The sequence below is a fragment of the Klebsiella sp. 10982 genome (genome assembly GCF_048589245.1).
Lineage (GTDB): Bacteria > Pseudomonadota > Gammaproteobacteria > Enterobacterales > Enterobacteriaceae > Klebsiella > Klebsiella quasivariicola.
Map to the genome: position 1 here is coordinate 171,503 of NZ_JBMAXV010000006.1, position 24,536 is coordinate 196,038.

General features: G+C 59.4%; 22 protein-coding genes. 10 read left to right on the forward strand and 12 right to left on the reverse strand.

The window, feature by feature from the left end:
- Positions 1-589 precede the first annotated feature (589 nt).
- The 3 genes from ACKLKD_RS07770 to ACKLKD_RS07780 all read left to right on the forward strand — a co-directional run bounded on the left by ACKLKD_RS07770 (position 590) and on the right by ACKLKD_RS07780 (position 5,586).
- Positions 590-2,101 carry an anion permease gene (locus ACKLKD_RS07770; protein ID WP_080897423.1) on the forward strand — a complete coding sequence of 504 codons (1,512 nt, stop codon included), beginning with the start codon at positions 590-592 and terminating at the stop codon, positions 2,099-2,101.
- Positions 2,102-2,155: 54 nt separating this feature from the next.
- Positions 2,156-3,808: a class I fumarate hydratase FumA gene (gene fumA, locus ACKLKD_RS07775; protein WP_087805583.1), complete on the forward strand. Its 1,653-nt coding sequence runs from the start codon at positions 2,156-2,158 to the stop codon at positions 3,806-3,808.
- Positions 3,809-3,969: 161 nt separating this feature from the next.
- Positions 3,970-5,586, forward strand: coding sequence for a mechanosensitive ion channel family protein (locus ACKLKD_RS07780; protein WP_080897425.1), 1,617 nt, complete (start codon positions 3,970-3,972; stop codon positions 5,584-5,586).
- 380 nt (positions 5,587-5,966) lie between these two features.
- On the opposite strand, the gene ACKLKD_RS07785 is transcribed toward ACKLKD_RS07780, so the two are convergent.
- The 7 genes from ACKLKD_RS07785 to ACKLKD_RS07815 all read right to left on the reverse strand — a co-directional run bounded on the left by ACKLKD_RS07785 (position 5,967) and on the right by ACKLKD_RS07815 (position 12,584).
- The gene (locus ACKLKD_RS07785; protein ID WP_080924568.1) at positions 5,967-6,977 is read right to left on the reverse strand and encodes an IS110 family transposase; all 1,011 of its coding nucleotides are present in this window, start codon (positions 6,975-6,977) and stop codon (positions 5,967-5,969) included.
- 542 nt (positions 6,978-7,519) lie between these two features.
- Positions 7,520-7,909 carry a 4-carboxymuconolactone decarboxylase gene (gene pcaC, locus ACKLKD_RS07790; protein ID WP_080897426.1) on the reverse strand — a complete coding sequence of 130 codons (390 nt, stop codon included), beginning with the start codon at positions 7,907-7,909 and terminating at the stop codon, positions 7,520-7,522.
- Positions 7,899-8,666 carry a 3-oxoadipate enol-lactonase gene (gene pcaD, locus ACKLKD_RS07795; RefSeq protein ID WP_080897427.1) on the reverse strand — a complete coding sequence of 256 codons (768 nt, stop codon included), beginning with the start codon at positions 8,664-8,666 and terminating at the stop codon, positions 7,899-7,901. Before pcaD ends, pcaC begins: the two co-directional genes overlap by 11 nt.
- The gene (locus ACKLKD_RS07800; RefSeq protein ID WP_080897428.1) at positions 8,656-10,008 is read right to left on the reverse strand and encodes a 3-carboxy-cis,cis-muconate cycloisomerase; all 1,353 of its coding nucleotides are present in this window, start codon (positions 10,006-10,008) and stop codon (positions 8,656-8,658) included. The genes pcaD and ACKLKD_RS07800 overlap by 11 nt, the downstream gene beginning before the upstream one ends.
- 9 nt (positions 10,009-10,017) lie before the next feature.
- Positions 10,018-11,220, reverse strand: a complete 1,203-nt coding sequence (pcaF, locus tag ACKLKD_RS07805) for a 3-oxoadipyl-CoA thiolase (protein WP_025713073.1) — start codon at positions 11,218-11,220, stop codon at positions 10,018-10,020.
- A 10-nt stretch (positions 11,221-11,230) separates the two neighbouring features.
- Entirely contained in the window at positions 11,231-11,887 is a 657-nt protein-coding gene (locus tag ACKLKD_RS07810) for a 3-oxoacid CoA-transferase subunit B (RefSeq protein ID WP_025713072.1), read from the reverse strand.
- Between the two features lie 10 nt (positions 11,888-11,897).
- Positions 11,898-12,584 (reverse strand): 3-oxoacid CoA-transferase subunit A, encoded by a 687-nt coding sequence (locus ACKLKD_RS07815; protein WP_025713071.1) that lies wholly within the window; start codon positions 12,582-12,584, stop codon positions 11,898-11,900.
- A 169-nt stretch (positions 12,585-12,753) separates the two neighbouring features.
- Here ACKLKD_RS07815 and ACKLKD_RS07820 point away from each other — a divergent pair, with 169 nt between their 5' ends.
- Positions 12,754-13,560 (forward strand): IclR family transcriptional regulator domain-containing protein, encoded by an 807-nt coding sequence (locus tag ACKLKD_RS07820; RefSeq protein WP_012541880.1) that lies wholly within the window; start codon positions 12,754-12,756, stop codon positions 13,558-13,560.
- Here ACKLKD_RS07820 and smrA read toward each other — a convergent pair.
- Together smrA and ACKLKD_RS07830 are read right to left on the reverse strand one after the other, a co-directional pair.
- Positions 13,557-14,120 carry a DNA endonuclease SmrA gene (smrA, locus tag ACKLKD_RS07825; protein WP_025713070.1) on the reverse strand — a complete coding sequence of 188 codons (564 nt, stop codon included), beginning with the start codon at positions 14,118-14,120 and terminating at the stop codon, positions 13,557-13,559. The two genes, ACKLKD_RS07820 and smrA, sit on opposite strands and share 4 nt — an antisense overlap.
- Positions 14,121-14,221: 101 nt before the next feature.
- On the reverse strand, positions 14,222-15,130 hold the full coding sequence (locus ACKLKD_RS07830) for a LysR family transcriptional regulator (protein ID WP_025713069.1): 909 nt from the start codon (positions 15,128-15,130) through the stop codon (positions 14,222-14,224).
- A 166-nt stretch (positions 15,131-15,296) separates the two neighbouring features.
- Here ACKLKD_RS07830 and ACKLKD_RS07835 point away from each other — a divergent pair, with 166 nt between their 5' ends.
- From ACKLKD_RS07835 to abgT, 3 genes are all read left to right on the forward strand, one after another.
- Positions 15,297-16,607, forward strand: coding sequence for a M20 family metallo-hydrolase (locus ACKLKD_RS07835; RefSeq protein WP_087805581.1), 1,311 nt, complete (start codon positions 15,297-15,299; stop codon positions 16,605-16,607).
- Positions 16,607-18,052, forward strand: coding sequence for a M20 family metallopeptidase (locus ACKLKD_RS07840; RefSeq protein WP_080897430.1), 1,446 nt, complete (start codon positions 16,607-16,609; stop codon positions 18,050-18,052). The genes ACKLKD_RS07835 and ACKLKD_RS07840 overlap by 1 nt, the downstream gene beginning before the upstream one ends.
- Positions 18,053-18,175: 123 nt before the next feature.
- A complete protein-coding gene (gene abgT, locus ACKLKD_RS07845) occupies positions 18,176-19,702 on the forward strand; it encodes a p-aminobenzoyl-glutamate transporter (RefSeq protein ID WP_087805579.1) in 1,527 nt (508 codons plus the stop codon).
- Between the two features lie 32 nt (positions 19,703-19,734).
- On the opposite strand, the gene ACKLKD_RS07850 is transcribed toward abgT, so the two are convergent.
- Positions 19,735-19,887 carry a hypothetical protein gene (locus ACKLKD_RS07850; protein WP_025713065.1) on the reverse strand — a complete coding sequence of 51 codons (153 nt, stop codon included), beginning with the start codon at positions 19,885-19,887 and terminating at the stop codon, positions 19,735-19,737.
- 243 nt (positions 19,888-20,130) lie between these two features.
- Between ACKLKD_RS07850 and ogt the strand changes: the two genes are divergently transcribed.
- The 3 genes from ogt to uspE all read left to right on the forward strand — a co-directional run bounded on the left by ogt (position 20,131) and on the right by uspE (position 22,682).
- Positions 20,131-20,646 (forward strand): methylated-DNA--[protein]-cysteine S-methyltransferase, encoded by a 516-nt coding sequence (gene ogt / locus ACKLKD_RS07855; RefSeq protein ID WP_080924639.1) that lies wholly within the window; start codon positions 20,131-20,133, stop codon positions 20,644-20,646.
- 194 nt (positions 20,647-20,840) lie between these two features.
- Positions 20,841-21,593, forward strand: a complete 753-nt coding sequence (fnr, locus tag ACKLKD_RS07860; RefSeq protein WP_002903394.1) for a fumarate/nitrate reduction transcriptional regulator Fnr — start codon at positions 20,841-20,843, stop codon at positions 21,591-21,593.
- A gap of 138 nt (positions 21,594-21,731) precedes the next feature.
- The gene (gene uspE, locus ACKLKD_RS07865) at positions 21,732-22,682 is read left to right on the forward strand and encodes a universal stress protein UspE (RefSeq protein ID WP_002903391.1); all 951 of its coding nucleotides are present in this window, start codon (positions 21,732-21,734) and stop codon (positions 22,680-22,682) included.
- Between the two features lie 119 nt (positions 22,683-22,801).
- Here the strand turns inward: uspE and ACKLKD_RS07870 are convergent, their stop codons facing one another.
- Complete coding sequence (locus ACKLKD_RS07870; protein WP_004887037.1) at positions 22,802-22,990, reverse strand: YdiH family protein; 189 nt, start codon at positions 22,988-22,990, stop codon at positions 22,802-22,804.
- Between the two features lie 148 nt (positions 22,991-23,138).
- Positions 23,139-24,527, reverse strand: coding sequence for a Re/Si-specific NAD(P)(+) transhydrogenase subunit beta (pntB, locus tag ACKLKD_RS07875; protein ID WP_025713063.1), 1,389 nt, complete (start codon positions 24,525-24,527; stop codon positions 23,139-23,141).
- Positions 24,528-24,536 lie beyond the last annotated feature (9 nt).

Sequence of the window (24,536 nt, forward strand, 5' to 3'; positions counted from 1 at the left end):
TCATTATTGGTTGTGGTTTTTAATTCCTGTTGTCATGCCAATAATATAGCGTGTTTTTTAGTTACTAAACTAATTACGTTAGTTATAAAACTATTTAACCCCAGTAATAACATCGCTACCTCTATTGTATTATTAAAATAATAAATTACATTTACATAATACAAATGTGTGATAACATTTTGGATACGTTCATTAACATAATCAACTGTGCGTGCAGGATAATTACTCATTACAAATCATAAAGATACAGATAAATGTAATAACTAAAGCATTAATCGTTCATTTAAAATTTAACATTCATTGATATTTTAGCCAAATTAACACCTCATCATATAGGGTTATACTGATAATAAAAAAAATAGTGAAATCACCTGCTTTTCTTGATCTTGATCAATTGCAACAGCCATTGAAAGCGCAATATATAAATAACCAACAAATTTAATTTAACGCCTCATAAAACGCGTTAAATAACCGCCCTGACGATACTCAGAAACTCAAAATAAAAACTAAAGTAACTTTTGTAATTAAAGAAACCACCGAGTATGTCACTGGCGTAAACGTTATTTTCAACAACTTGCAGATACTCATTATGAAAGAGAAAAAGACAACCATACCGCCTGCCGGTGCAGTCAAGCCAACGACTGCGACTAAAAAACGTCTCCTGATGATGGCGCTGCCAATTATCGTTGCCGTACTGTTATTGTTCGTTCCGGTCCCGGACGGCCTGCCGCCGTACGCCTGGCACTACTTCGCTATCTTCGTCGGGGTGATCGTTGGGTTGATTTTTGAACCGCTGCCCGGCGCCGTTATCGGCATCACCGGCGTAGTGGTCATCGCGCTGTGCAGCCAGTGGCTGCTGTTCAGCCCGGATCAGATGGCCGCGCCAGGCTTCAAAATGGCCGGCGCCTCCTTTAAGTGGGCGGTGAGCGGCTTCGGCAACTCCACCGTGTGGCTTATCTTCGGTGCGTTCATGTTCGCCGCCGGCTACGATAAAACGCAGTTCGGCCGCCGCCTGGCGCTGATTCTGGTGAAATATCTTGGCCGTCGCAGTCTGACGCTCGGCTACGCCATCACCTTCGCGGATCTGCTGCTGGCGCCGTTTACGCCGTCTAACACCGCACGCAGCGGGGGGACTATCTACCCGATTATCGCTAACCTGCCGCCGCTGTACGGTTCAAAGCCAAACGACCCGAGCGCACGTAAAATCGGTTCCTATCTGATGTGGGTAGCGATCACCGCCGCCTGTATCACCAGCTCGATGTTCCTGTCGGCACTGGCGCCGAACCTGCTGGCGCTGGCGCTGGTAAAAAGCATTGTCGGCATCAATATCTCCTGGGGCACCTGGTTTATCGCCTTCCTGCCGCTCGGCGTGCTGCTGATCCTCGCCATGCCGCTGCTGGCCTACTGGTTCTACCCGCCGGAGGTGAAAGTCAATAACGAAGTGCCGCTGTGGGCCGCACGTGAACTGGAAAAACTGGGCAAACTGTCGCGCAATGAAATCCTGCTGCTGGTGTTCGTCTGCTTCGCGCTGATGATGTGGATCTTCGCCGCCGACTGGATTGAGCCGGCGCTGGCCGCCCTGCTGGTTATCGTACTGATGCTGTGGACCGGCGTGCTCTCCTGGAGCGACATCACCAACAACAAAGCGGCATGGAACACCTTTGTCTGGTTCGCCACCCTGGTGGCGCTGGCCGACGGCCTCTCCTCCACCGGCTTTATCGCCTGGCTGGGTAAAGAGGGCGGCGCGCTGATGAGCGGCATCTCTCCGGGCATGGCGACCATCGTTCTGCTGCTGGCGTTCTACCTGCTGCACTATCTGTTTGCCAGCACCACCGCGCACACCACCGCGCTGCTGCCGGCCATGCTGACCATTGCCTCGACAATCCCGGGGATGAATATGGAAGTGTTCGTCCTGCTGATGGTCACCTCGCTGGGCGTGATGGGGATCATCACCCCGTACGGTACTGGCCCAAGCCCCATCTACTACGGCAGCGGCTACCTGCCGACCAAAGATTACTGGCGCCTCGGCACCATCTTTGGCGCCATCTTCCTGGCCGCCCTGCTGCTGATTGGCTATCCGTGGATGTCCATGATGTTCTGATTCATAACCGCCGGGACTACCCCGGCGGTTTTTATCTTTATGGAGTAAGTGATTATGTCGACTAAACCGTTTGTTTATCAGGATCCGTTCCCGCTGGCGCACGACGATACCGAATACTATCTGCTCAGCAAAGAGCACGTCTCCGTCGCCGAATTTGACGGCCAGCCGGTTCTGAAAGTGGAACCGCAGGCGCTGACCCTGCTCGCCCAGCAGGCCTTCCACGACGCCGCTTTTATGCTGCGCGTTTCCCATCAGCAGCAGGTCGCGTCAATTCTGCTCGACCCCGAGGCCAGCGATAACGATAAATATGTCGCCCTGCAGTTCCTGCGCAACTCGGAAATAGCCGCCAAGGGCGTACTGCCGACCTGTCAGGATACCGGCACCGCCATCATTATGGGAAAAAAAGGCCAGCGCGTGTGGACCGGCGGCGGCGATGAAGCCGCCCTGGCGCAGGGCGTTTACAACACCTATACCGAAGATAACCTGCGTTACTCACAGAACGCGCCGCTGGATATGTATAAAGAGGTTAACACCGGCACCAACCTGCCGGCGCAGATCGATCTCTACAGCGTCGACGGTGAAGAATACAAGTTCCTGTGCATGGCGAAAGGCGGCGGTTCCGCCAACAAAACCTATCTCTACCAGGAAACCAAGGCGCTGATCACCCCGGCGAAGCTGAAAAACTACCTCGTTGAGAAGATGCGTACCCTCGGTACCGCCGCCTGCCCGCCGTACCATATCGCGTTTGTGATCGGCGGCACCTCGGCGGAAGCGACGCTGAAGACCGTCAAGCTGGCCTCGACCCGCTACTACGACGGCCTGCCGACTGAAGGTAACGAGCATGGTCAGGCCTTCCGCGATGTGCAGCTGGAGCAGGAACTGCTGCAGGAAGCGCAGAACCTCGGCCTCGGCGCGCAGTTTGGCGGGAAATACTTCGCCCACGATATCCGCGTGATCCGTCTGCCGCGCCACGGCGCCTCCTGTCCGATCGGCATGGGCGTCTCCTGCTCCGCCGACCGCAACATCAAAGCGAAAATCAACCGCGACGGTATCTGGATCGAGAAGCTGGAGAGCAATCCGGGGAAATATATTCCTGAGCATCTGCGTCAGGCCGGCGAAGGCGAGGTGGTGAGTATTAACCTGAATCAGCCGATGAGCGAGATCCTCGCTCAGTTGTCTGCCCATCCGGTCTCCACCCGCCTGAGCCTTAACGGCACTATTATCGTGGCCCGCGACATCGCCCACGCCAAGCTGAAGGAACTTATCGATAACGGCGAGGCGCTGCCGCAGTACGTCAAAGACCATCCGATCTACTACGCCGGCCCGGCCAAGACCCCGACCGGTTATGCCTCCGGCTCCCTCGGCCCAACCACCGCTGGCCGCATGGACTCTTACGTCGATCTGCTGCAGTCCCACGGCGCCAGCATGGTAATGCTGGCCAAAGGCAACCGCAGCCAGCAGGTGACCGACGCCTGTCACAAACACGGCGGCTTCTACCTCGGCAGCATCGGCGGCCCGGCGGCAGTACTCGCGCAGCAAAGCATTAAGAGCCTCGAGTGCGTGGCTTATCCGGAGCTGGGGATGGAAGCTATCTGGAAAATCGAAGTGGAAGATTTCCCGGCGTTTATCCTCGTCGATGACAAAGGCAACGACTTCTTCCAGCAGATCCAGAACAAGCAGTGCGCCGGCTGTAAACAGCACGGTTAACGCTCTCCTCTGACGCTAATTCAGGCCGTCGCCGTTTGGGTGACGGCTTTTTTTATGCCCGCGCGCCCCGGCTTGAATTCACTTCGCGCCAGGCTATGCTCATCTAAAAGCCCTCCGTTTTTTGCTGAAAAATAACAATAATTCTTATCTCAGGTGCCGCTATGAACAGGATGAGCATCGTTATCCTCTGGGCGCTGGCGCTGTTGGTGCTCCAGCCAGCGCAGGCCGCCGAACCGCGACAGCAGCCAACGGCCCGTGAACAGGCGCGCACGGTGTATATTTTCCACCAGCCGGTAGTGATGCTGCAGGCCACCTTTGGCCAGACGACGCCTGAAGAGCGCGTTTTGCGCACCCGCAGCGCCCTGCGCGCGTTTACCGAGGATGATATTCGCCAGCCACTGCGGATCGTGCCGGTTATCCGCTATGGTCAGCCAGGCCGACTGTTTATGATGAACGGCAAGCCGGTACTGCTGCTGAGCCAGGGGGATCTTGATGAGGGCGACGATTTAACCCTCGACCAGGCGGCCCAGCGGGTGCTGGCGCGAATGGAAGCCCAGCGCACCGGTTTGCGGGAACAGTTCAACACCCGCTATCTGCTGCTCTCTGCCGGCAAAGCGCTGGCCGGGGCGCTGCTGCTGGCGCTGTTTTACTACAGCGCCTTTCGCGCCTGGCGACGCGTGCGGCGTTTTTTCCTGCTGCGGATCCTCGAAAAACGCAGCGCCATTCCCCAACACTGGCGGCGCTATCTCGGCAATATTGAAGTTCGACTCTATGCGGTGCTGGTTATCTTTATCGGCATGCTGGCCTGTTATCTCTGGCTGAGCTGGGTCTTCAGTTTATTTCCCTGGACGCGGGTATGGAGCGAATCACTGGGCGAATGGTCGCTGGGCGTGATCCGCGATCTCTCGCTGTCGATTGTCGCCTCCCTGCCGGGGCTGATGATTGTGGTGCTTATTTTCCTCCTCACCTGGCTTATCATTCGCCTGGTAAAAGTGCTTCTCGACCAGGTCGCCGCCGGCCGCATCCAGGTGCCAGGCATCCATCCGGAGACCGTTAGCGCCACCCGTCGGCTGATCTCGGTGGTCATCTGGCTGTTTGCCCTCTCCGCCGCCTACCCGTTCCTTCCCGGCGCCAACTCCCTGGCCTTTAAGGGCATCAGCGTGTTCTTCGGCCTGATGCTGACCCTCGGGTCGACCGGGGTAATGACCCATGCGATGAGCGGCCTGGTGCTGATCTACTCCCGGGCGCTGCGCAAAGGCGACTGGATCCGTCTTGCCGACAATGAGGGACAGGTCAGCGAGATTGGCGTGCTGGCGACCAAAATTCTCACCCGTGAGAATTACATCGTTACCGTTCCCAACGCGGTGGTGGTCAGCGGGAAAATTATTAATCTCAGCGCCGGGAGCGCCGATGGCGGGATCAACCTCACCACCAGCGTCACCATCGGCTACGATACGCCGTGGCGTCAGGTTCATGCGCTGCTGGAGCTGGCGGCAAGACGCACCCCCGGCGTGGATCAGCAAATCGCCCCGGTGGTGCGTAAGCTGGGGTTGCTTGACTGGTACACCTCGTATGAGCTGCAGGTGCGCTTACTCCCCGCGACGACGCTACCCGAGGGCCGTAACGCGTTGCACAGCAGCATTATTGATGTGTTCAACGAGTTCGGGGTGCAGATAATGTCGCCGAACTTTGTGATGCAGCCAAAGGCGGCGGTGGTGGTGCCGCAGGAAGCGTGGTACACCGCCCCGGCCGTCGCGCCGCAGGAACCGGAGAAATAAGGGATAACATAGCGGCATTTCCGCCGGGTGTCGGCGGCGCCGCTGAGCAAGAACAGCCAGCGCAGTGCCGCGTTTGTGCCGGGCGGTGGCTAACGCCTTGCCCGTATATGGACACCTCCCGTTATGCAAGCCATTCTGCATTTTGTGTAACGGGAGTAAGATGCTTTCGTATATCCGGCCTCTCTTTCGGTACCGTCGTATCCCGGCCATGATGTTATCTGCACACCTGGTTCCATTCGGCCTAACGGCTTTGCTTCGCAGGGAGCCTTCGGGTAAACCGGAGTTTTCAGGTGTCGGTCTTACCTGTTACACATCACTGCTTAATGACTCCGCAATCTCACGACAGGATGACGCTTCTCTGACATTCAGTCAGGTCTGTATCACATCACACGATACTCTTCCCCCCGGCTCAGTACCGACCAGGCTATACGTGCATTTTTGTTCGCCATGGCGACCGTTGCGATATTCCTGTTACGTCTTTCTGCCACCGACTGAAGCCACCGGCTTCGCCGGTCCTCCTTGTGATCACACACATTCAGCACCGCACGGGCACCGTGGATCAGCAGCGTTCGCAGGTAGCTGTCGCCCCTTTTGCTGATGTGACCCATTTTTGTTTTTCCGCCGCTCGAATGTTGCCGGGGCACCAGCCCCAGCCAGGCTGCCATCTCCCGCCCGCTCTTAAACTGTTTTGCATCACCCACTGCGGCGACCAGGGCGCTGGCGGTTACCGGACCAATCCCGCCGATCTCCTGAAGTCGTCTGATACGCTCATCTTCCTGCGCCAGCTGTTTAAGCCGGCGGTCATAACGATTCAGTCGCTCATCAAGTGCCTGAAGTTCTTCTGTTAACTCACTCAGCAGACGGATAAAGCGGTTATCCCATTTTTCCTGCTGAGAAAGTATTTCCGGCAGTGCTTTACGGAGAGCGGACAACCCAGCGGGAAGTACAAAGCCAAATTCACCCAGCATCCCGCGTATTTCGTTGCTGAGCGCCGTTCTGTCGTGGATCAGGCGGGCACGAACCCGGTGTTCAGCCTGCATGCTCTGTTGTGCTTCAGACTTAATGGCAACATAGCGCATCCCCGGCCGGCTGACGGCCTCGCAGATCGCTTCGGCATCATTGGCATCATTTTTATTGCCCTTCAGATAAGGCTTAACGAACTGAGGCGGAATAATGCGAACCGTGTGACCGAGTCGGGTCAGCTCGCGTGCCCAGTAATGCGAGGAGCCGCATGCTTCGATACCAATAAGACAGGGTTCGAGCCGGGTGAAAAAGGTGAGCATCCGGGCGCGATGCAGGGTTTTGCGAAGCACAACACGTTCCTGGTGATCAACCGCATGAAGCTGAAAAACCTGTTTTGCGAGATCGAGGCCAATACGTTTAATATTCATGTGGACACCTCCCCCTGGGAACTGAAGTTAACACCTCAGTCTGGCACATTGATGCCGTAAGGTGGGAGGTGTCCATTACATCGGCCTACGGTCCGTGCGGCCTGCCGTTAATTTATTCACCATTCTTGCTGAAACTGCCGGTGCTGGCGGCCTCAAAATCGCTGAGACGTTCCCGGAAGGCCGGGGCAGCCCGCATGGATGCGGGCTGAGGGCCGTGTCTTGCAGGGACGCTGCCTCGGCCCGACCCGCAGCCTGCAGGGATAAGTCGAAGGCACCACGCAGTGGCGATTTTGCTGGCCGGAGCCCGGGGGTACAGGGGGCGGCGGCGACTGGCCGCCCCCTGTGCGCTCCCTGCGCCATAAGAGACATAACGCAGAAGATCAACCGGGAGCGCAATCTGCCCGGAATTAACATAGAAGTTGTAGCCCTGCCAAACATAGTGCGAACAGGGACATTTCCGGTTGTGCCGTGATTTCGCCGGGTGGCGGCTGCGCCTTACCCGGCCTACAACGACTGCCGGGCAATCCGACTCGGACGGCGACTCACCCCTGCGCGGCGTCGATGTCGTCAAACACCTGCTGCGCCAGATGCATCGTGGCATTGGCCGCCGGCAGCCCACAATACAGCGCAGAGTGCATAATTAGCTCTTTCAGCTCATCGCGGGTCACCCCGTTGTTAAACGACGCGCGCAGATGCATCTTCAGCTCCGCCTCGCGATTGAGAGCGATCAGCATAGCGATGGTGATCATGCTGCGGGTATGGTGATCGAGCCCCGGACGCGTCCAGGTTTCCCCCCAGGCGTAGCGGGTGATAAAGTCCTGAAACTCTTCATTCAACGGCGTCAGATGCTGCAGCGTACGGTCGACGTGAACGTCGCCCAATACTTTGCGCCGCACCGCCATGCCGTCCTGATAGCGCTGTTTATCTTCCATGGCGTTCTCCCTGAAAAAAGCTCAGCAACGCTGAGGTAAAATGGGTCGGCGCCTCAATATTTGACAGATGCGATGCCGCCAGCACCACCACCTCGGAGGCGGGGATCTGCTGCTGCAGGAAATGAGCGTCATTAACCGTAGTGACAGGGTCACTTTCCCCGGCGATGATTAACGTCGGTAGCGGGATCTGCCCTACTTCACCCCGCAGGTCGGCGGCGGCCAGCGCCTCGCAGCAGGCGGCATAACCTTCAGCGTCGGTATGGGTCAGTTGATGACACAGTGCCTCCACCACCTCCGGTGCCTTCTGGCGAAACGCCTGAGTGAACCAGCGGTCCGCCGCCCCGGCGGCCACCACCGCCATTCCTTCCTGGCGTACCGCCCGCGCCCGCGACAGCCAGCTGGCCTGATCGCCAATGCGCGCCGCGGTGTTGGCAACGGCCAGCCCATAGAAACGCTCGGGTGCAAAACGGCCAAGCCACAGGCCGGTCAGACCGCCCATCGAGATCCCGCAGAACCAGGCGCGGTCGATATTCAGGTGATCGAGCAGCGTAATCACATCTTCCCCCAGCTGGGCGAGGGTCACTTTGCCATTTTTCGTGGTTTTACCGTGGCCGTGCGTGTCATAGCGCAGTACCTGAAAATGGGCGGTTAACGCCTCGATCTGCGGCTGCCACATCGCCCGGGTGGTGCCCAGCGAGTTGGAGAGGACGATAACCGGCGCGCCCGCCGGTCCGTCGAGTTGATAATCAAGATTCATCACGTTGCTCCTGATAACGCGCCAGCACCTGGCGCACAAAGCGTTCGGCGCTGCCGGTCGCCGTTGCCGGGTCCAGCAGCGTGGTTAAGCGTTCACGAGAGAGATACTGACTGACCTGCGGGTCAGCCGCGAGCAGATCGACCAGCGGGCAGCGACGGTCCAGCGCCTGGCGGCACAGCGTCTCGATATGATGGTGCGCCTCGGCTTTGCCGATGAATTCCGCCAGCGCCAGGGTCACCGCCTCGGCCATAATCAGCCCATGGGTGATATCGAGATCGGCGCGCATCTTCTGCGGGAAGACCTGCATATCGCGCACCAGCGCTTCGCTTTGCGCCAGCGCCCCGCCCACCAGAGTAATCAGCTCCGGCAGCGTCTCCCACTCCGCCTGCCAGCCGCCCAGCGCCCGCTCGTGCTGCTGGAGTTGGCTGGCGTAGAGGGTCGCCATCAGCCCCGGCGTGCGCTGGGCAGCGGTCAGGATCGCCGCGCAGGCCACCGGATTGCGCTTATGCGGCATTGTCGACGAGCCGCCGCGGCCTTCCGCTACCGGCTCGCCCACTTCAGCCACTTCGGTCTGCATCAGCAGGGAGAAGTCATTGGCGAATTTCCCCAGGGTACCGCAGACGCCGGCAAACCAGGCGCCCGCCTCCAGCAGCCGATCGCGCTGGCTGTGCCACGGGGTATCCGGCAGCGACAGACCGAGGATCTGTGCCAGCGCCTGGCCAACCGCCGGCCCTTTCTCTTTTAGCGCGTCCAGAGTGCCCGCGGCGCCGCCAAACTGCAGCACCAGCAGCCGCGGACGCATCTCGCGCAGCCGCTGCTGCCAGCGCAGGAGCGCGTCGAGGGTGCCCGCCAGCTTCAGGCCAAAGGTCACTGGCAGCGCATGCTGCATCCAGGTCCGACCCGGCATGACAGTATCGCGATAACGATCCGCCTGGAGAGCCAGGGCAGCCAACAGCTGCTCAAGCAAGGTCTCAGCGGCATCCAGCGCCCCGCGCAGCTGGAGCACCAGTCCGGTGTCGATGGCGTCCTGACTGGTGGCGCCCCAGTGGACGTAGCGCGCAGCCTCAGGATCTCGCGCTTTTACCTGTACCGTCAGCTGTTTCACCAGCGGGATCGCCAGGTTACCGGCCCCCACCGCCGCCTCGCCCAGCGCGGCAAAATCGATTGCCTCGTGGCGGCAGGCCGCGACAATCGGCCCGACCGCTTCCGGCGGCACCATCCCGCAGACGGCCTGCGCCTGCGCCAGCGCCGCTTCAAAATCCAGCATGCCCTGCACCCGCTGCGCGTCGCTGAACCAGTCGGTCAGCGGACTGCCGCGCAGCATTGGGGTCAACAAACTCATTCTGGCTCCTTAAACACGTTCAATAATCAGGGCGATCCCCTGTCCGACGCCAATGCACATGGTGCACAGGGCGTAGCGGCCGCCGGTACGCTTCAGCTGATAAGCCGCGGTCATCGCCAGCCGGCCGCCGGAGGCGCCGAGCGGGTGGCCCAGCGCGATCGCCCCGCCGTTAGGGTTAACGTGGGCGGCATCATCCGGTAAACCCAGATCACGGGTCACCGCCAGCGCCTGGGCGGCGAAGGCCTCATTCAGCTCGATCACATCCATCTGGGCTAATGTCAGGCCGGTCTGCGCCAGCACCTTACGCACCGCGGGCGCCGGGCCAAAGCCCATGATCCGCGGTGCGACGCCCGCCGTCGCCACGCCGACCACCCGGGCCAGCGGCTGGAGATCGTTGGCCGCCAGCGCCGTCTCACTGGCCAGCAGCAGCGCGCAGGCGCCGTCGTTAACGCCGGAGGCGTTGCCGGCGGTGACGCTGCCGTCGGCGCGCACCACGCCGCGCAGTTTAGCCAGCGCCTCCAGCGAGGTGCTGCGCGGATGTTCATCGCGGCTAAACAGCAGCGGCTCGCCTTTGCGCTGCGGCACCTGGACGGCGATCAGCTCATCGGCGAAGCGTCCCGCTTCCTGCGCCGCGGCGGTGCGCAACTGACTGCGTAACGCAAAAGCGTCCTGGTCGGCGCGTGATATGGCAAACTCGTCGGCGACGTTTTCCGCCGTCTCCGGCATGGAATGGACGCCGTACAGGGCTTTCATCTGCGGGTTAATAAAGCGCCAGCCGATGGTGGTATCTTCCATCTGCATGCTGCGGCTAAAGGCGCTCTCCGCTTTCCCCATCACAAACGGCGCGCGGGACATGCTCTCCACGCCGCCGGCGATCATCAGCTGTGTTTCCCCGCTTTTAATCGCCCGCGCCGCAACCCCGATCGCATCGAGGCTGGAACCGCACAGGCGGTTGATGGTGCTGCCGGGTACGCTCTCCGGCAGCCCGGCCAGCAGCAACGCCATCCGCGCCACGTTGCGGTTATCTTCCCCGGCCTGGTTGGCGCAGCCAAAGATCACATCGTCAATGCGCGAGGGATCCAGTCCCGGGTTCCGCGCCAGCAGGGCTTTCAATGGCAGCGCCGCCAGGTCGTCGGCGCGCATCGTCGCCAGGGTACCACCGAAACGGCCAAAGGGTGTACGCACCGCATCGCAGATAAATGCCTGATTCATCATAGGTTCCTTACGCGCTTTCCGCCAGTTGTTCAAAGGTCAGCGCCACCGGAGTGATGCGCTGCAGCTCTTCAAAAGAGAGACCGTTAAAGATTTCCCGCACCACCGGGCCGCGATCGGTAATGTCGATCACCGCCAGGTCGGTATAGATCCGGCTGACGCAGCCGACGCCGGTCAGCGGGTAGCTGCAGTGCGCCACCAGCTTGCACTCGCCGTCGCGGGTCAGGTGATCCATCATCACAAACACCTGACGGGCGCCGATAGCCAGATCCATCGCCCCGCCAACCGCCGGAATCGAATCCGGCGCGCCGGTGCTCCAGTTGGCGAGGTCGCCGCTGGCGGAGACCTGATAGGCCCCCAGCACGCAGATATCAAGGTGGCCGCCGCGCATCATGGCGAAGGAGTCGCCATGATGGAAGAAACAGCCCCCCTGCAGGAGCGTGACATACTCTTTGCCGGCATTAATTAGCTCCGGGTCTTCCTCTCCGGGCTGCGGTTTCGGCCCCATCCCCAGCAGTCCGTTTTCGCTGTGCAGGAACACCTCTTTATCAGCGGGCAGGTAATTGGCGATGCGGGTCGGCAGGCCAATACCGAGGTTCACATACGCGCCTTCGGGAATATCGCGGGCCACGCGCTGGGCCATTTCGTCACGGGTCAGTTTTTGCATCTCAGGCTCCTCAGGCGCGTTGTGCGGCAGTCAGGTTTTCCAGCGAGAAGACTCGCTGGACGAAAATGCCGGGGGTGATGATGTTTTCCGGGTCAAGGTCGCCCAGCGGCACCAGCTGCGAGACCTCCACGATGGTGGTTTTCGCCGCTGTCGCCATGATCGGGCCAAAGTTGCGCGCCGCCTTGCGATAGACCAGGTTGCCCCAGCGGTCGCCCTGGTGGGCTTTAATCAGCGCGAAATCGGCTTTAATCGGATATTCCAGCACGTAGTGACGGCCATCGATTTCCCGCGTCTCCTTGCCTTCCGCCAGCGGCGTACCGTAGCCGGTGGGGGTAAACACCGCCCCCAGCCCGGCGCCAGCGGCCTGGATCCGCGCCGCGAGGTTGCCCTGCGGCACCAGCTCCAGCTCCACTTTGCCGCGACGGTAGAGATCATCGAAAATCTGCGAATCCACCTGGCGCGGGAAAGAGCAGATCATTTTGCGCACCCGGCCCGCCTTGAGCAGCGCCGCCAGACCCACTTCCCCGTTACCGGCGTTGTTATTAATGATGGTCAGGTCGCGGGCGCCCTGGTCAATCAGGGCGTCAATGAGAAAGGTCGGCTGGCCGGCGGGACCAAAGCCGCCGATCATGATAGTCGCCCCGTCGTGGATCCCGGCGATGGCCTCGCTCAGCGTCGATACGCTTTTATCAATCATCAGGTCGCTCCAGTGATGTGCGGTAATCGCACTTTTATTCGTTGTTCGCACAAAATGTGACCCGCTTAACGATGTCGGTCAAGGGCGATAATCGAAATATGGTGCGATAATCGAACATCGGTTATCTTTAGCGAAAGAATGTGATCGATGGCAAATATGGGGAACAGAAATGGACAAGCATCCAGACGATTTACTGACCGGCGACGGCGATCCGTTTAAGGGCGATCCGAACTTTATGGCCTCTCTGGCACGGGGTCTGGAGGTGATCCAGGCGTTCACGCCGCAGCGGCCCCTGCTGTCCATCTCGCAGATTAGCCAGAAGACCGGCATTCCGCGCGCGGCGGTGCGCCGCTGCCTGTATACCCTGAGCAAACTGGGGTTCGTGTATGCCGAAGATGGTAAGAATTTCCAGCTGCGACCGCGGATCCTGGCGCTGGGCCACGCCTGGCTGGCCTCCACGCCGCTGGCGCGTTCGGCGCAGCCGGTGCTGCGGCATCTGAGCGAAATGCTCAATGAGTCCTGCTCCATCGCCACCCTCGACGGGGACGATATCCTGTATATCGCCCGCGCCTCCAGTTCGCGCATTATGACCATCGACCTGGATATCGGCAGCCGCCTGCCCGCCTGGGCAACCTCGATGGGCCGGGTGTTGCTCAGCCATCAGCCGGAGGAGAAGCTCAACGATATGCTGGCCCGGGTGACCATGATCCGCTACACCCCGCAGACGGTGGATTCGGTGGCGAAGCTGCGCACCGAACTGAAACGGGTGCATCAGCAGGGGTATGCGCTTAACGATCAGGAGCTGGAGATGGGGCTGCGTTCCCTGGCGGTACCGCTGTTTAACGCCCAGGGGCAGGTGCAGGCGGCGCTGAACGTTGGGGTACATGCGGGCCAGATGTCGGCCCGCGAGATGATCGACCGCGTGTTGCCGGAGCTGCAGAAAGCCGCCCGCGAGCTGACGCTGCTTCTGCGCTAACGGCTGCGCTTGGCGTGCTGCTCCCAGGTCTCCTGCTTCGCCTCGGCCGATTTACGCAACGCGACATAGCAGGCGCCGCTGCCGCCGTGATGTGGAAGCGCGGCGCAGAAGGCCTGCACCTCCGGCAGCTCTTCCAGCCAGCGCGCCAGATAGCTACGGATGATATTGGCGTGGGACCGATCGTCGCGGCCTTTGCCGTGAACGATCAGCACATTGCGTAATCCCTCTTTTTGCGCCTGCACCATAAAGGCGAAGAGCATCTGTCGACACTGTTCCACCGGCTGGCGCAGCAGGGAGAGGCTCGCCTGCTGGCTGTATTTCCCCCGCCGTAGCTTATCCAGCACACCGCTTTGCAAACCTTCGCGCTTAAACTCCAGCGGCGCGGCGAGCGGCACGATATCCAGATAGCCGGTAGTGAGGAAATTATCCAGCTGCAGGGTATCGACGCGCTGCGGGGCGCGGCTGTTGCGCCCGGGATGCCAGTGCACGTCATTGTTACGTTTCAGAGGCAGGACATCTTCCATGGCGTCAAGAAACAGGGATTTGTCATCAAGGTTCATGGGCTCTCCTCCAGCGGCTGTCGCCAGCTACTATAGCCGCCCCGCGCTCCCCCCTCAACGCGTTTAGCCGCGTTCGCTGGCAAAGTGAGCGCCACGGGCGATTAAGGAAACAATTGTCGGCTCTGACGACGAAACAGCGTGATTAACGACGCCGTTAATGGCGTCTGCCGGGTGTCGCGCCGCTGTATCAGAAAATAGGCGGCCGTCGGCAAGACGTCGCGGACAGGGATCATCACCAGCTTGTCCGCCATCAGCGGATCGTTGCCGAGCTCCACCGGCAGGATGCTGAGAAAATCACTTTTCACTACCAGGCTGATGCACGACGAGAAGGTTTCGCAAACAATATCCACCTTAGGCGCCATCCCGGCCTGATTAAACCGGTCCTGCAACTGTTTAAAGTAGCTGCCGCGCGGCGTCGGCATGGTCCAGTGGTGATCCATCAGCTCCCCCAGCGAGGTAGCCTGCGCCGCCGGATGGCCCGCGCGGGCGAATACCGCGAACGGTTTCTCAAACAGCTTCTCAAAGCTGAACTCATGGTCGTACGGCCCGGGATAGTAGGTGTTAATGGTGAAATCCAGCTCCCCCTGGCGCAGCTCATTAATCATCGCCAGCAGCTGGCCCTCCATGATCCGCACCTTTACCTGCGGATGCTGCTGATGAAAGCGGCAGATCACCGACGGCATCAGTGACCGGGCGACGCTGGCGCCAAGGCCAATATTGATCTGCCCGGCCTGCTCTCCCTGGCGCTGCAGCAGTTCATCCTGCGCCGCCCGCAGCTCCTCAAGGATCAGGCTCGCATGTTGATAAAAACTTTCGCCGTTTTCGGTCAGCGCCACCCCCTGGCTGCGGCGGACAAACAGCTGGGCGGAAAGCCCCTCCTCCAGCTCTTTAATCGCTTTGGTCAGCGCCGGCTGCGAGACCGACAGCGCCCGGCTGGCGCCGCGAATACTGCCTTCCCGGGCCACTTCGACAAAGGCGCGGATTTGATGAAATTTGATCTGAAATGCCATGTTTTAGGTGATAACCATTGTTTATCAGACAGAAGAAAATGACATCTACTGTAATCCATCAGGCTGTGGCAGGTTAAGGGTGTTAAGGCCTGTAGCGCGTTAGCGATAAACAAAAGCTATCACATCGTGAACGCCGTCACATTTTTTACTTATGACAGGATATGCTATGCCGCAACTTGAAGAATACCTGCGCCAGCTGGCGCCCTCCATGACCCAATGGCGCCGCGATTTTCACCTGCACGCGGAATCCGGCTGGCTGGAGTTCCGCACCGCCAGCAAGGTGGCGGAGATCCTCGACGGACTCGGCTATCAGCTGGCGCTGGGCCGCGACGTTATCGATGCCGACAGCCGGATGGGGCTGCCGGACGAGAAGACCCTGGCCCTCGCTTTCGAGCGCGCCCGCGAACAGGGTGCGCCGGAGCGCTGGTTACCGGCGTTTGAAGGCGGATTTGCGGGGGTGGTCGCCACGCTTGACACCGGACGTCCCGGCCCAACCCTGGCCTTTCGCGTCGATATGGATGCCCTCGATCTCAATGAACAGCACGACGACAGTCACCGCCCCCATCGCGACCATTTCGCCTCCTGCAATACCGGCATGATGCACGCCTGCGGCCATGACGGCCATACCGCCATCGGACTGGGGCTGGCGCACGTCCTGAAGCAGTATGCCGACCAGCTCAATGGGGTGATCAAACTGATTTTCCAGCCTGCAGAAGAAGGGACCCGTGGCGCCCGCGCGATGGTGGCCGCCGGCGTACTGGACGAGGTGGACTATTTCACGGCGATACATATCGGTACCGGCGTCGCGGCAGGCACCGTCGTCTGCGGCGGGGACAACTTTATGGCCACTACCAAATTCGACGTGCAGTTCAACGGCGTGGCCGCCCATGCCGGCGGCAAGCCCGAGGACGGGCGCAACGCACTGCTGGCCGCCGCCCAGGCCGCTCTTGGCCTGCACGCCATTGCGCCGCACAGCGCCGGCGCCTCGCGGGTCAACGTCGGCGTGATGCAGGCCGGTACCGGACGCAATGTGGTGCCCTCTTCCGCGCTGTTAAAAGTGGAAACCCGCGGCGAAAGCGAAGCCATTAACCAGTACGTGTTCGAGCGGGCGCAGCAGGTCATCGCCGGGGCCGCGGCGATGTACGAAGCCCGCTACGAACTGCGCATGATGGGCGCGGCAACCGCCAGCGCGCCGTCGCCGGCATGGGTGGCGTATCTGCGTGAGCAGGCCGCTCAGGTACCCGGCGTGCAACAGGCGGTGGATCGCATCGCCGCCCCGGCGGGGTCGGAAGATGCCACCCTGATGATGGCCCGGGTCCAGGCGCGCGGCGGCCTCGCCTCGTACATGATTTTCGGCACCGAACTGAGCGCCGGTCACCACAACGAGAAATTTGATTTCGATGAGAGCGTGATGGCGGTGGCGGTCGAGACTCTGGCGCGCGTCGCGCTTAACTTTCCCTGGCAGCGGGGGGTGTGATGGAAGCCATTTTTCAGTTTGTGGACGAGATGATTGAGGCACAACGGGACACCTACTGTGCGATCGCCGACGACATCTGGGACCACCCGGAGACCCGCTTTGAGGAGTTCTGGTCCGCCCAACGGCTGGCCGACGCCCTGGAAGCGGAAGGTTTTCAGCTCACCCGCGATGCCGGCGGGATCCCGAATGCTTTTATCGCCAGCGTCGGCGAGGGCAAACCGGTCATTGCCCTGCTCGGCGAATTTGACGCCCTGGCGGGACTCAGCCAGCAGGCCCACTGCGCAGAACCGACCTCCTCGACACCGGGAGCCAACGGCCACGGTTGCGGGCACAATCTGCTCGGTACCGCGGCTTTCGCCGCGGCGGTCGCCGCCAAAGCCTGGCTGCAGCAGCACGGCGGCGCGGGCACGCTGCGCTTTTACGGTTGTCCCGGCGAGGAAGGCGGATCGGGAAAAACCTTTATGGTGCGCGAAGGGTTGTTTGATGATGTCGATGCGGCCCTCACCTGGCATCCGGAAGCCTGGGCCGGGATGTTCAGCACCCGCACCCTCGCCAATATTCAGGCGGCATGGCGATTCACCGGCACCGCCGCCCACGCCGCTAATTCACCGCACCTGGGCCGGAGCGCGCTGGATGCCGTCACCCTGATGACCACCGGCAGCAACTTCCTCAATGAACATATTATCGAGAAGGCGCGGGTTCATTACGCCATTACCGATACCGGCGGCGTCTCGCCCAACGTGGTGCAGGCGCAGGCGGAAGTGCTGTATCTGATCCGCGCCCCGGAGATGGCCGACGTAGAACAGATCTTCGCCCGCATCGAGAAGATTGCCCAGGGGGCCGCGCTGATGACCGAGACGCAGGTCAGTTGCCGTTTTGAAAAGGCCTGCTCCAGCTATCTGCCCAACCGTACGCTTGAGGCGGCGATGTATCAGGCGGTCTGTCATTACGGTACCCCTGACTGGAGCGACGAGGAACGCGCCTTTGCCGCGGCGATCCGCGCCACTCTCAGCGCCAACGATATTAATAACAGCCTGCACAATATTGCCGGCACCAGTGGGGAGGAAGGCAAAGCGTTTGCCCGCCGCCACCGCGACACGCTGCTGATTGATGAGGTGGCGCCGTGGGCGGCCACCGATAACATCCTCGCCGGCTCCACTGACGTCGGCGATGTCAGCTGGAAAGCGCCAGTGGCCCAGTGCTTCAGCCCGTGCTTCGCGGTGGGAACCCCGCTGCACAGCTGGCAACTGGTGAGCCAGGGCAGAACCACCATCGCCCATAAGGGCATGTTGCTGGCGGGGAAAGTCCTCGGCACAACCGCCATCCGTTTATTCAGCGACAGCGCGCTGCTGGCGGCCAGCCAGCAGGAGCTCAGGCAGGCGCTGGCCGAACACCCCTATCGCTGCCCGATCCCGGCGGAGGTGAGACCCTCGGTTTTACGCTAACCATACAGACCAGACCACTCCAGACAGACACTGACCGGCATCGCGGCACGCACCGACCATAATAACCGCCGGCAGTACGGGAGCAGGCCTGCCCAACACAACAACGACAACAGAGGAATGCCCATGAGTATGTCATCCATACCGTCGTCTTCCCCCGGCGGAAAGCGCTATGGCTGGGTAGAGAAGATCGGTAACAAAGTCCCGCACCCGTTTTTGCTGTTTATCTATCTTATCGTGGTGCTGATCGCCGCCACGGCGATCCTCTCCGCCTTCAACGTCGGGGTGCAGAACCCCGGGGACGGTTCGCGGGTGGTGGTCAAAAACCTGCTCAGCGTGGAAGGGCTGCACTGGTTTTTACCGAATGTGATCAAAAACTTCAGCGGTTTTGCGCCGCTGGGGGCGATCCTCGCCCTGGTGCTGGGCGCCGGCTTTGCCGAGCGCGTGGGTCTGCTGCCGGCGCTGATGGTCAAGATGGCCTCGCACGTTAGCGCCCGCTATGCCAGCTATATGGTGCTGTTTATCGCCTTTTTCAGCCATATCTCATCTGATGCGGCGCTGGTGATTATGCCGCCGCTGGGCGCGCTGATGTTCCTCGCCGTCGGTCGGCATCCGGTCGCCGGCCTGCTGGCGGCGATTGCCGGCGTGGGCTGCGGCTTTACCGCCAATTTACTGATTGTCACCACCGACGTACTGCTCTCGGGGATCAGCACCGAGGCGGCAAAATCCATCGATGCCTCATTACACGTCAGCGTGATCGACAACTGGTACTTTATGGCGACCTCGGTGATCGTTCTGACGCTCGTCGGCGGACTGATCACCGATAAGCTGGTGGAACCGCGGCTGGGACAGTGGCAAGGCAGTCGTGAGGAAAAGCTGCAGACGCTGACCCCCGAGGAGCGTTTCGGCCTGCGCATCGCCGGCGTGGCAACGCTGGTATTCGTGGCGATCATCGCCCTGATGGTGGTCCCCGAAAACGGTATTCTGCGCGACCCGGTTCAACACACGGTCATGCCCTCGCCGTTTATCAAAGGCATCGTGCCGCTGATTATCTTTTTCTTCTTTTTAGTGTCGCTGGCATACGGCATCGCCACCGGCAAAATTCGCCGCCAGGCCGATCTGCCGCAGTTAATGATTGAACCGATGAAAGAGATGGCCGGGTTTATCGTGATGGTCTTCCCGCTGGCGCAGTTCGTGGCGATGTTCAACTGGAGCAACATGGGCAAGTTTATGGCCGTTGGGTTGACGGATCTGCTGGAGAGTTCAGGCATGAACGGTGTTCCGGCGTTTGTCGGCCTTGCGCTGTTGTCGGCTTTTCTGTGTATGTTTATCGCCAGCGGCTCGGCCATCTGGTCGATTCTGGCGCCGATCTTCGTGCCGATGTTTATGCTGCTGGGCTTTCACCCGGCGTTTGCGCAGATCCTGTTTCGCATCGCCGATTCATCGGTGCTGCCGCTGGCGCCCGTGTCGCCGTTTGTGCCGCTGTTTCTCGGCTTTTTACAGCGCTACCGGCCGGATGCCCGGCTTGGGACCTACTACTCACTGGTGCTCCCTTACCCGCTGATCTTTCTCGCCGTCTGGCTGCTGTTGCTGGTGGGCTGGTATCTGGTGGGACTGCCGATCGGCCCTGGCATCTATCCGCGGCTATCTTAAACCGCTGATGCGCCAGGGACGGCCGCGTCACGTTAGCGGGAAATCTTCACTTTGCGGCTGGCCTGTTCCACGCTGGCGAATTTATACCACAACGCTTTATACCCCCGCTCAATCACCAGCGTCAGCGCGTGGATCCCTAAGCCGCTGACGATCAATACCAGTACGCCGGTCAGTATATATTGCATAGCCCCACCTCCGAGTTGTTAACCGCGCCGCGTCGACGCACAAAACTGTGCGCAGGCGGGACGTCGTCTGTTAAACGTAGCAAAAACCATGCCCGATAACCCGCCAGGATCGATCCAAAAATAAATCATCATCGCGGCCACTGAACGCAGCCCGTGATGGGGGTTTATCTTTTGGGAGTATAGTTGACCGCCGTCAGCGCGTGGTATCGTGTGGTCCTCGCAACAATAGTGGATGACGGAAAGATGTTGACCTTGCTGCAGGATAAAATGGATACCCCGCTGGGGCCGCTGTGGGTGCTCTGCGACGAACAGTTTAATTTGCGCGCTGTTGAGTGGGACGAGCATCGCGTTCGGATGGAAACGCTGCTCGACGTGCATTATCGCCGGGAAGGCTACCAGCGCGTCGACTGCCGCAATCCCGGCGGTCTCAGCAGTAAACTGAACGACTATTTTGCCGGCGATTTGGCCATCATCGACACCCTGCCTACCGCCACGGCTGGCACCCCTTTCCAGCGACACGTCTGGCAGGCGTTACGCGATATCCCCTGTGGCCAGGTCATGCACTACGGCCAGCTGGCCGAAGCGCTGGGTCGTCCTGGCGCCGCCCGCGCCGTAGGGGCCGCTAATGGCGCTAATCCGGTGAGTATCGTGGTGCCCTGCCATCGGGTCATCGGGCGCAACGGCACCATGACCGGCTATGCCGGCGGCGTACAGCGTAAAGAGTGGCTTTTGCGCCACGAGGGCTATCTGTTGCTTTGACTGAAAATGCCTTTTCTGGAATTTTCAGGTAATTTTACAATCAAATGTGGCTGAATAACCTATTTCTAATCAATCAGATATCGGGCTGTTTTGATTTACCCTGCTGATATTACGTGTTTCAGAGCCTGAAGACTTACCTGCTCATCAAAAAGATGTTAAAATTGACCAATATCAATTAAGGCCTGAGCAGACATATGATCCCTGAGAAGCGAATTATTCGACGCATTCAGTCTGGCGGTTGTGCTATCCATTGTCAGGATTGCAGCATTAGCCAGCTCTGCATCCCCTTTACTCTGAACGAGCATGAGCTTGATCAGCTGGATAATATTATCGAGCGGAAAAAGCCTATCCAGAAAGGTCAAACCTTGTTCAAAGCCGGTGATGAGCTGAAGTCGTTGTACGCCATTCGCTCCGGGACCATTAAAAGCTACACCATCACCGAACAAGGTGATGAGCAGATCACCGGCTTCCATCTGGCGGGCGATTTGGTAGGCTTTGACGCCATCGGCACCGGCCTGCACCCGAGCTTTGCGCAGGCGCTGGAAACCTCAATGGTCTGCGAGATCCCCTTCGAAACCCTCGACGATCTTTCCGGAAAAATGCCGAATCTGCGTCAGCAGATGATGCGTCTGATGAGCGGTGAGATTAAAGGCGACCAGGATATGATCCTGCTGCTTTCCAAAAAGAATGCCGAAGAGCGGCTGGCCGCGTTTATTTATAACCTCTCTCGTCGTTTCGCCCAGCGCGGTTTCTCTCCTCGTGAGTTCCGTCTGACGATGACCCGCGGCGATATCGGCAACTATCTCGGCCTCACCGTCGAAACCATCAGCCGTCTGCTGGGTCGTTTTCAGAAAAGCGGCATGCTGGCGGTGAAAGGCAAATACATCACCATTGAAAACAGCGATCTGCTGGCCCAGCTGGCCGGACAGGCGCGCAACGTCGCGTAATCTCTGCGCAACACCTGGTCAGAATCGGCAATTTTTTCAGATTTGTTGATCTGACCAGGCTCCTCCCCTGTTTCAATTCATCCATATGAGTTATCTTTTTATTAACTGACGGTAGCTGCAGTTGTAAGGAGACCCTGTATGGCGAAGTATCAGAGCATGCTGGTAGTAATCGATCCTAACCAGGACGACCAGCCGGCGCTTAGGCGAGCGGTGTACCTGCACCAACGGATTGGTGGACGCATCAAAGCTTTTTTGCCGATCTATGATTTTTCCTATGAAATGACCACCCTGCTGTCCCCGGACGAGCGGACGGCAATGCGCCAGGGCGTCATTGCCCAACGTACCGCCTGGATCCGCGAGCAGGCGAAATTCTATCTTGAATCCGGTGTGCCAATTGACGTGAAAGTGGTGTGGCACAACCGCCCCTTTGAAGCCATTATTCAGGAAGTGGTTAGCGAGAAACACGATCTGCTGCTGAAGATGGCCCACCAGCACGACAAGCTGGAAGCGGTGATCTTTACCCCGACGGACTGGCATCTGCTGCGTAAATGCCCCTGCCCGGTGTGGATGGTCAAAGACCAGCCGTGGCCGGAAGGCGGCAAAGCGCTGGTGGCTGTCAATCTCGCCAGCGAAGAGAATTACCATAACACCCTCAACGAGAAGCTGGTTCGCGAAACCCTGTCGCTGGCGGAAGAAGTCAACCACACAGAAGTGCACCTGATCGGCGCCTACCCGGTCACCCCAATCAATATCGCCATTGAACTGCCGGATTTCGATCCCAGCGTCTACAACGATGCCATTCGCGGCCAGCATCTGCTGGCGATGAAAGCGCTGCGGCAGAAGTTTGGCATCGATGAGAAATTCACACACGTCGAAAAAGGGTTGCCTGAAGAGGTGATCCCGGATCTCGCCGAGCATCTGCAGGCGGGGATCGTGGTGCTGGGGACCGTTGGACGAACCGGCCTGTCGGCGGCGTTCCTCGGCAATACCGCGGAACAGGTTGTCGACCACCTGCGCTGCGATCTGCTGGTGCTCAAACCAGAAGCCTACCAGACGCCGGTGGAACTGGACGACGACGACGACGATTAACTGATGTTCCTGTTATGCCCCTCATCCCCCGCCTCGCGGGGGATTTTTTTGCCCGCTATCCGTCAGGCACAAAAAAGGGCCGCTCGCGGCCCCGTCATTGTTCAGTGAGAATGAATGACTTAGTGGATACCCAGACGCCAGGCCAGATCGATCTCTTCTTTCAGCTCCAGCGAGGAGAGCGCCATCAGGTCAGCAAACTCCAGCTCCAGCAGTTTAAGCTTTTTCAGATACTGCGCTGGGGTCATAACGGTGGTGTCGCGGCGTAAGAATTCGATGGCCATCTGCGTTGGGGTTAACTCGGTATCCATAATATCCTCTGTCTGATGTAAGAACCGGGACATTATATCACCTCTTGCCGCTTATTTTATGAACAATTCCAGGCATCCCCTTGTATATAAAAAAGCCGTCTCACAGGAGACGGCTTATAAACAAAGGTTGTAAAACAATAATTTTACATTACAGCGCTTTCAGGATCGCATCGACGCTGGCTTTCGCATCACCGAACAGCATATGGGTGTTCTCTTTAAAGAACAGCGGGTTCTGTACCCCGGCGTAACCGGTGTTCATCGAACGCTTAAAGACCACCACGTTCTGCGCTTTCCAGACTTCCAGCACTGGCATACCCGCGATAGGACTCTTCGGATCGTCCTGCGCCGCCGGGTTGACGGTGTCGTTGGCGCCGATGACCAGCACGGTGTCGGTATCGCTGAAATCGTCGTTGATCTCATCCATTTCCAGCACGATGTCGTAAGGCACTTTGGCTTCCGCCAGCAGGACGTTCATATGTCCTGGCAGACGCCCGGCCACCGGGTGGATGCCAAAGCGCACCTTGATGCCGCGCGCCCGCAGCTTCTCGGTAATTTCAGCCACCGGATACTGCGCCTGGGCCACCGCCATACCGTAGCCCGGGGTGATGATCACCGAGTGCGAATTTTTCAGCATCTCCGCGGTCTCTTCCGCGCTAATCTCGCGATGCTCGCCCACTTCTTCATCGCCACCGCTGGAGGAACCATCGGTACCGAAGCCGCCGGCAATCACGCTGATAAAGGAGCGGTTCATCGCCTTACACATAATGTAAGAGAGGATCGCACCGGAAGAGCCTACCAGCGCGCCGGTGACGATCAGCAGGTCATTGCTCAGCATAAAGCCCGCCGCCGCTGCCGCCCAGCCCGAGTAGGAGTTGAGCATGGAAACCACCACCGGCATGTCCGCGCCGCCGATAGAGGCCACCAGGTGCCAGCCAAAGGCCAGGGCGATGACGGTCATGACCAGCAGGCACAGGACCTGGGTGCCGGTGCTGTCGGCGCGAACAAAAATCACCATCAGAATGAAAGAGACCACCAGCGCCGCCAGGTTCAGCTTATGGCGATTGGGCAGCATCAGCGGCTTCGAGGAAATTTTGCCGCGCAGTTTACCGAACGCCACCACCGAACCGGTGAAGGTCACTGCACCGATGAAGATGCCGAGGAACACTTCGGTCAAATGAATATTGACCAAAATCTGCTCCATCCCGGTTTCATGCTGCAGGTAGCTGTTAAAACCAACCAGCACCGCCGCCAGGCCCACGAAGCTGTGCAGGATAGCCACCAGCTCCGGCATCTCGGTCATCTCGACCTTCTTCGCCAGACGAATACCGATCGCCCCGCCGATCACCATCGCGAGAATAATCCAGCCGACGTTGCCGGCGTCCGGCCCCAGAATTGTGGCGATCAGGGCGATAGCCATCCCGGCGATACCGAAATAGTTGCCCTGCTGCGACGTTTCGTGTTTCGACAGTCCCGCCAGGCTGAAAATAAACAGGATTGCAGCAACAATGTATGCAGCTGTAACTAATCCACCAGACATGTGCTACCC

Excerpts from the sequence above, each read along its gene's own strand:
- ACKLKD_RS07770 (WP_080897423.1), top strand. The coding sequence starts at position 590 with ATGAAAGAGAAAAAGACAACCATACCGCCTGCCGGTGCAGTCAAGCCA.
- fumA (WP_087805583.1), top strand. The coding sequence starts at position 2,156 with ATGTCGACTAAACCGTTTGTTTATCAGGATCCGTTCCCGCTGGCGCAC.
- ACKLKD_RS07780 (WP_080897425.1), top strand. The coding sequence starts at position 3,970 with ATGAACAGGATGAGCATCGTTATCCTCTGGGCGCTGGCGCTGTTGGTG.
- ACKLKD_RS07785 (WP_080924568.1), bottom strand. The coding sequence starts at position 6,977 with ATGAATATTAAACGTATTGGCCTCGATCTCGCAAAACAGGTTTTTCAG.
- pcaC (WP_080897426.1), bottom strand. The coding sequence starts at position 7,909 with ATGGAAGATAAACAGCGCTATCAGGACGGCATGGCGGTGCGGCGCAAA.
- pcaD (WP_080897427.1), bottom strand. The coding sequence starts at position 8,666 with ATGAATCTTGATTATCAACTCGACGGACCGGCGGGCGCGCCGGTTATC.
- ACKLKD_RS07800 (WP_080897428.1), bottom strand. The coding sequence starts at position 10,008 with ATGAGTTTGTTGACCCCAATGCTGCGCGGCAGTCCGCTGACCGACTGG.
- pcaF (WP_025713073.1), bottom strand. The coding sequence starts at position 11,220 with ATGAATCAGGCATTTATCTGCGATGCGGTGCGTACACCCTTTGGCCGT.
- ACKLKD_RS07810 (WP_025713072.1), bottom strand. The coding sequence starts at position 11,887 with ATGCAAAAACTGACCCGTGACGAAATGGCCCAGCGCGTGGCCCGCGAT.
- ACKLKD_RS07815 (WP_025713071.1), bottom strand. The coding sequence starts at position 12,584 with ATGATTGATAAAAGCGTATCGACGCTGAGCGAGGCCATCGCCGGGATC.
- ACKLKD_RS07820 (WP_012541880.1), top strand. The coding sequence starts at position 12,754 with ATGGACAAGCATCCAGACGATTTACTGACCGGCGACGGCGATCCGTTT.
- smrA (WP_025713070.1), bottom strand. The coding sequence starts at position 14,120 with ATGAACCTTGATGACAAATCCCTGTTTCTTGACGCCATGGAAGATGTC.
- ACKLKD_RS07830 (WP_025713069.1), bottom strand. The coding sequence starts at position 15,130 with ATGGCATTTCAGATCAAATTTCATCAAATCCGCGCCTTTGTCGAAGTG.
- ACKLKD_RS07835 (WP_087805581.1), top strand. The coding sequence starts at position 15,297 with ATGCCGCAACTTGAAGAATACCTGCGCCAGCTGGCGCCCTCCATGACC.
- ACKLKD_RS07840 (WP_080897430.1), top strand. The coding sequence starts at position 16,607 with ATGGAAGCCATTTTTCAGTTTGTGGACGAGATGATTGAGGCACAACGG.
- abgT (WP_087805579.1), top strand. The coding sequence starts at position 18,176 with ATGAGTATGTCATCCATACCGTCGTCTTCCCCCGGCGGAAAGCGCTAT.
- ACKLKD_RS07850 (WP_025713065.1), bottom strand. The coding sequence starts at position 19,887 with ATGCAATATATACTGACCGGCGTACTGGTATTGATCGTCAGCGGCTTA.
- ogt (WP_080924639.1), top strand. The coding sequence starts at position 20,131 with ATGTTGACCTTGCTGCAGGATAAAATGGATACCCCGCTGGGGCCGCTG.
- fnr (WP_002903394.1), top strand. The coding sequence starts at position 20,841 with ATGATCCCTGAGAAGCGAATTATTCGACGCATTCAGTCTGGCGGTTGT.
- uspE (WP_002903391.1), top strand. The coding sequence starts at position 21,732 with ATGGCGAAGTATCAGAGCATGCTGGTAGTAATCGATCCTAACCAGGAC.
- ACKLKD_RS07870 (WP_004887037.1), bottom strand. The coding sequence starts at position 22,990 with ATGGATACCGAGTTAACCCCAACGCAGATGGCCATCGAATTCTTACGC.
- pntB (WP_025713063.1), bottom strand. The coding sequence starts at position 24,527 with ATGTCTGGTGGATTAGTTACAGCTGCATACATTGTTGCTGCAATCCTG.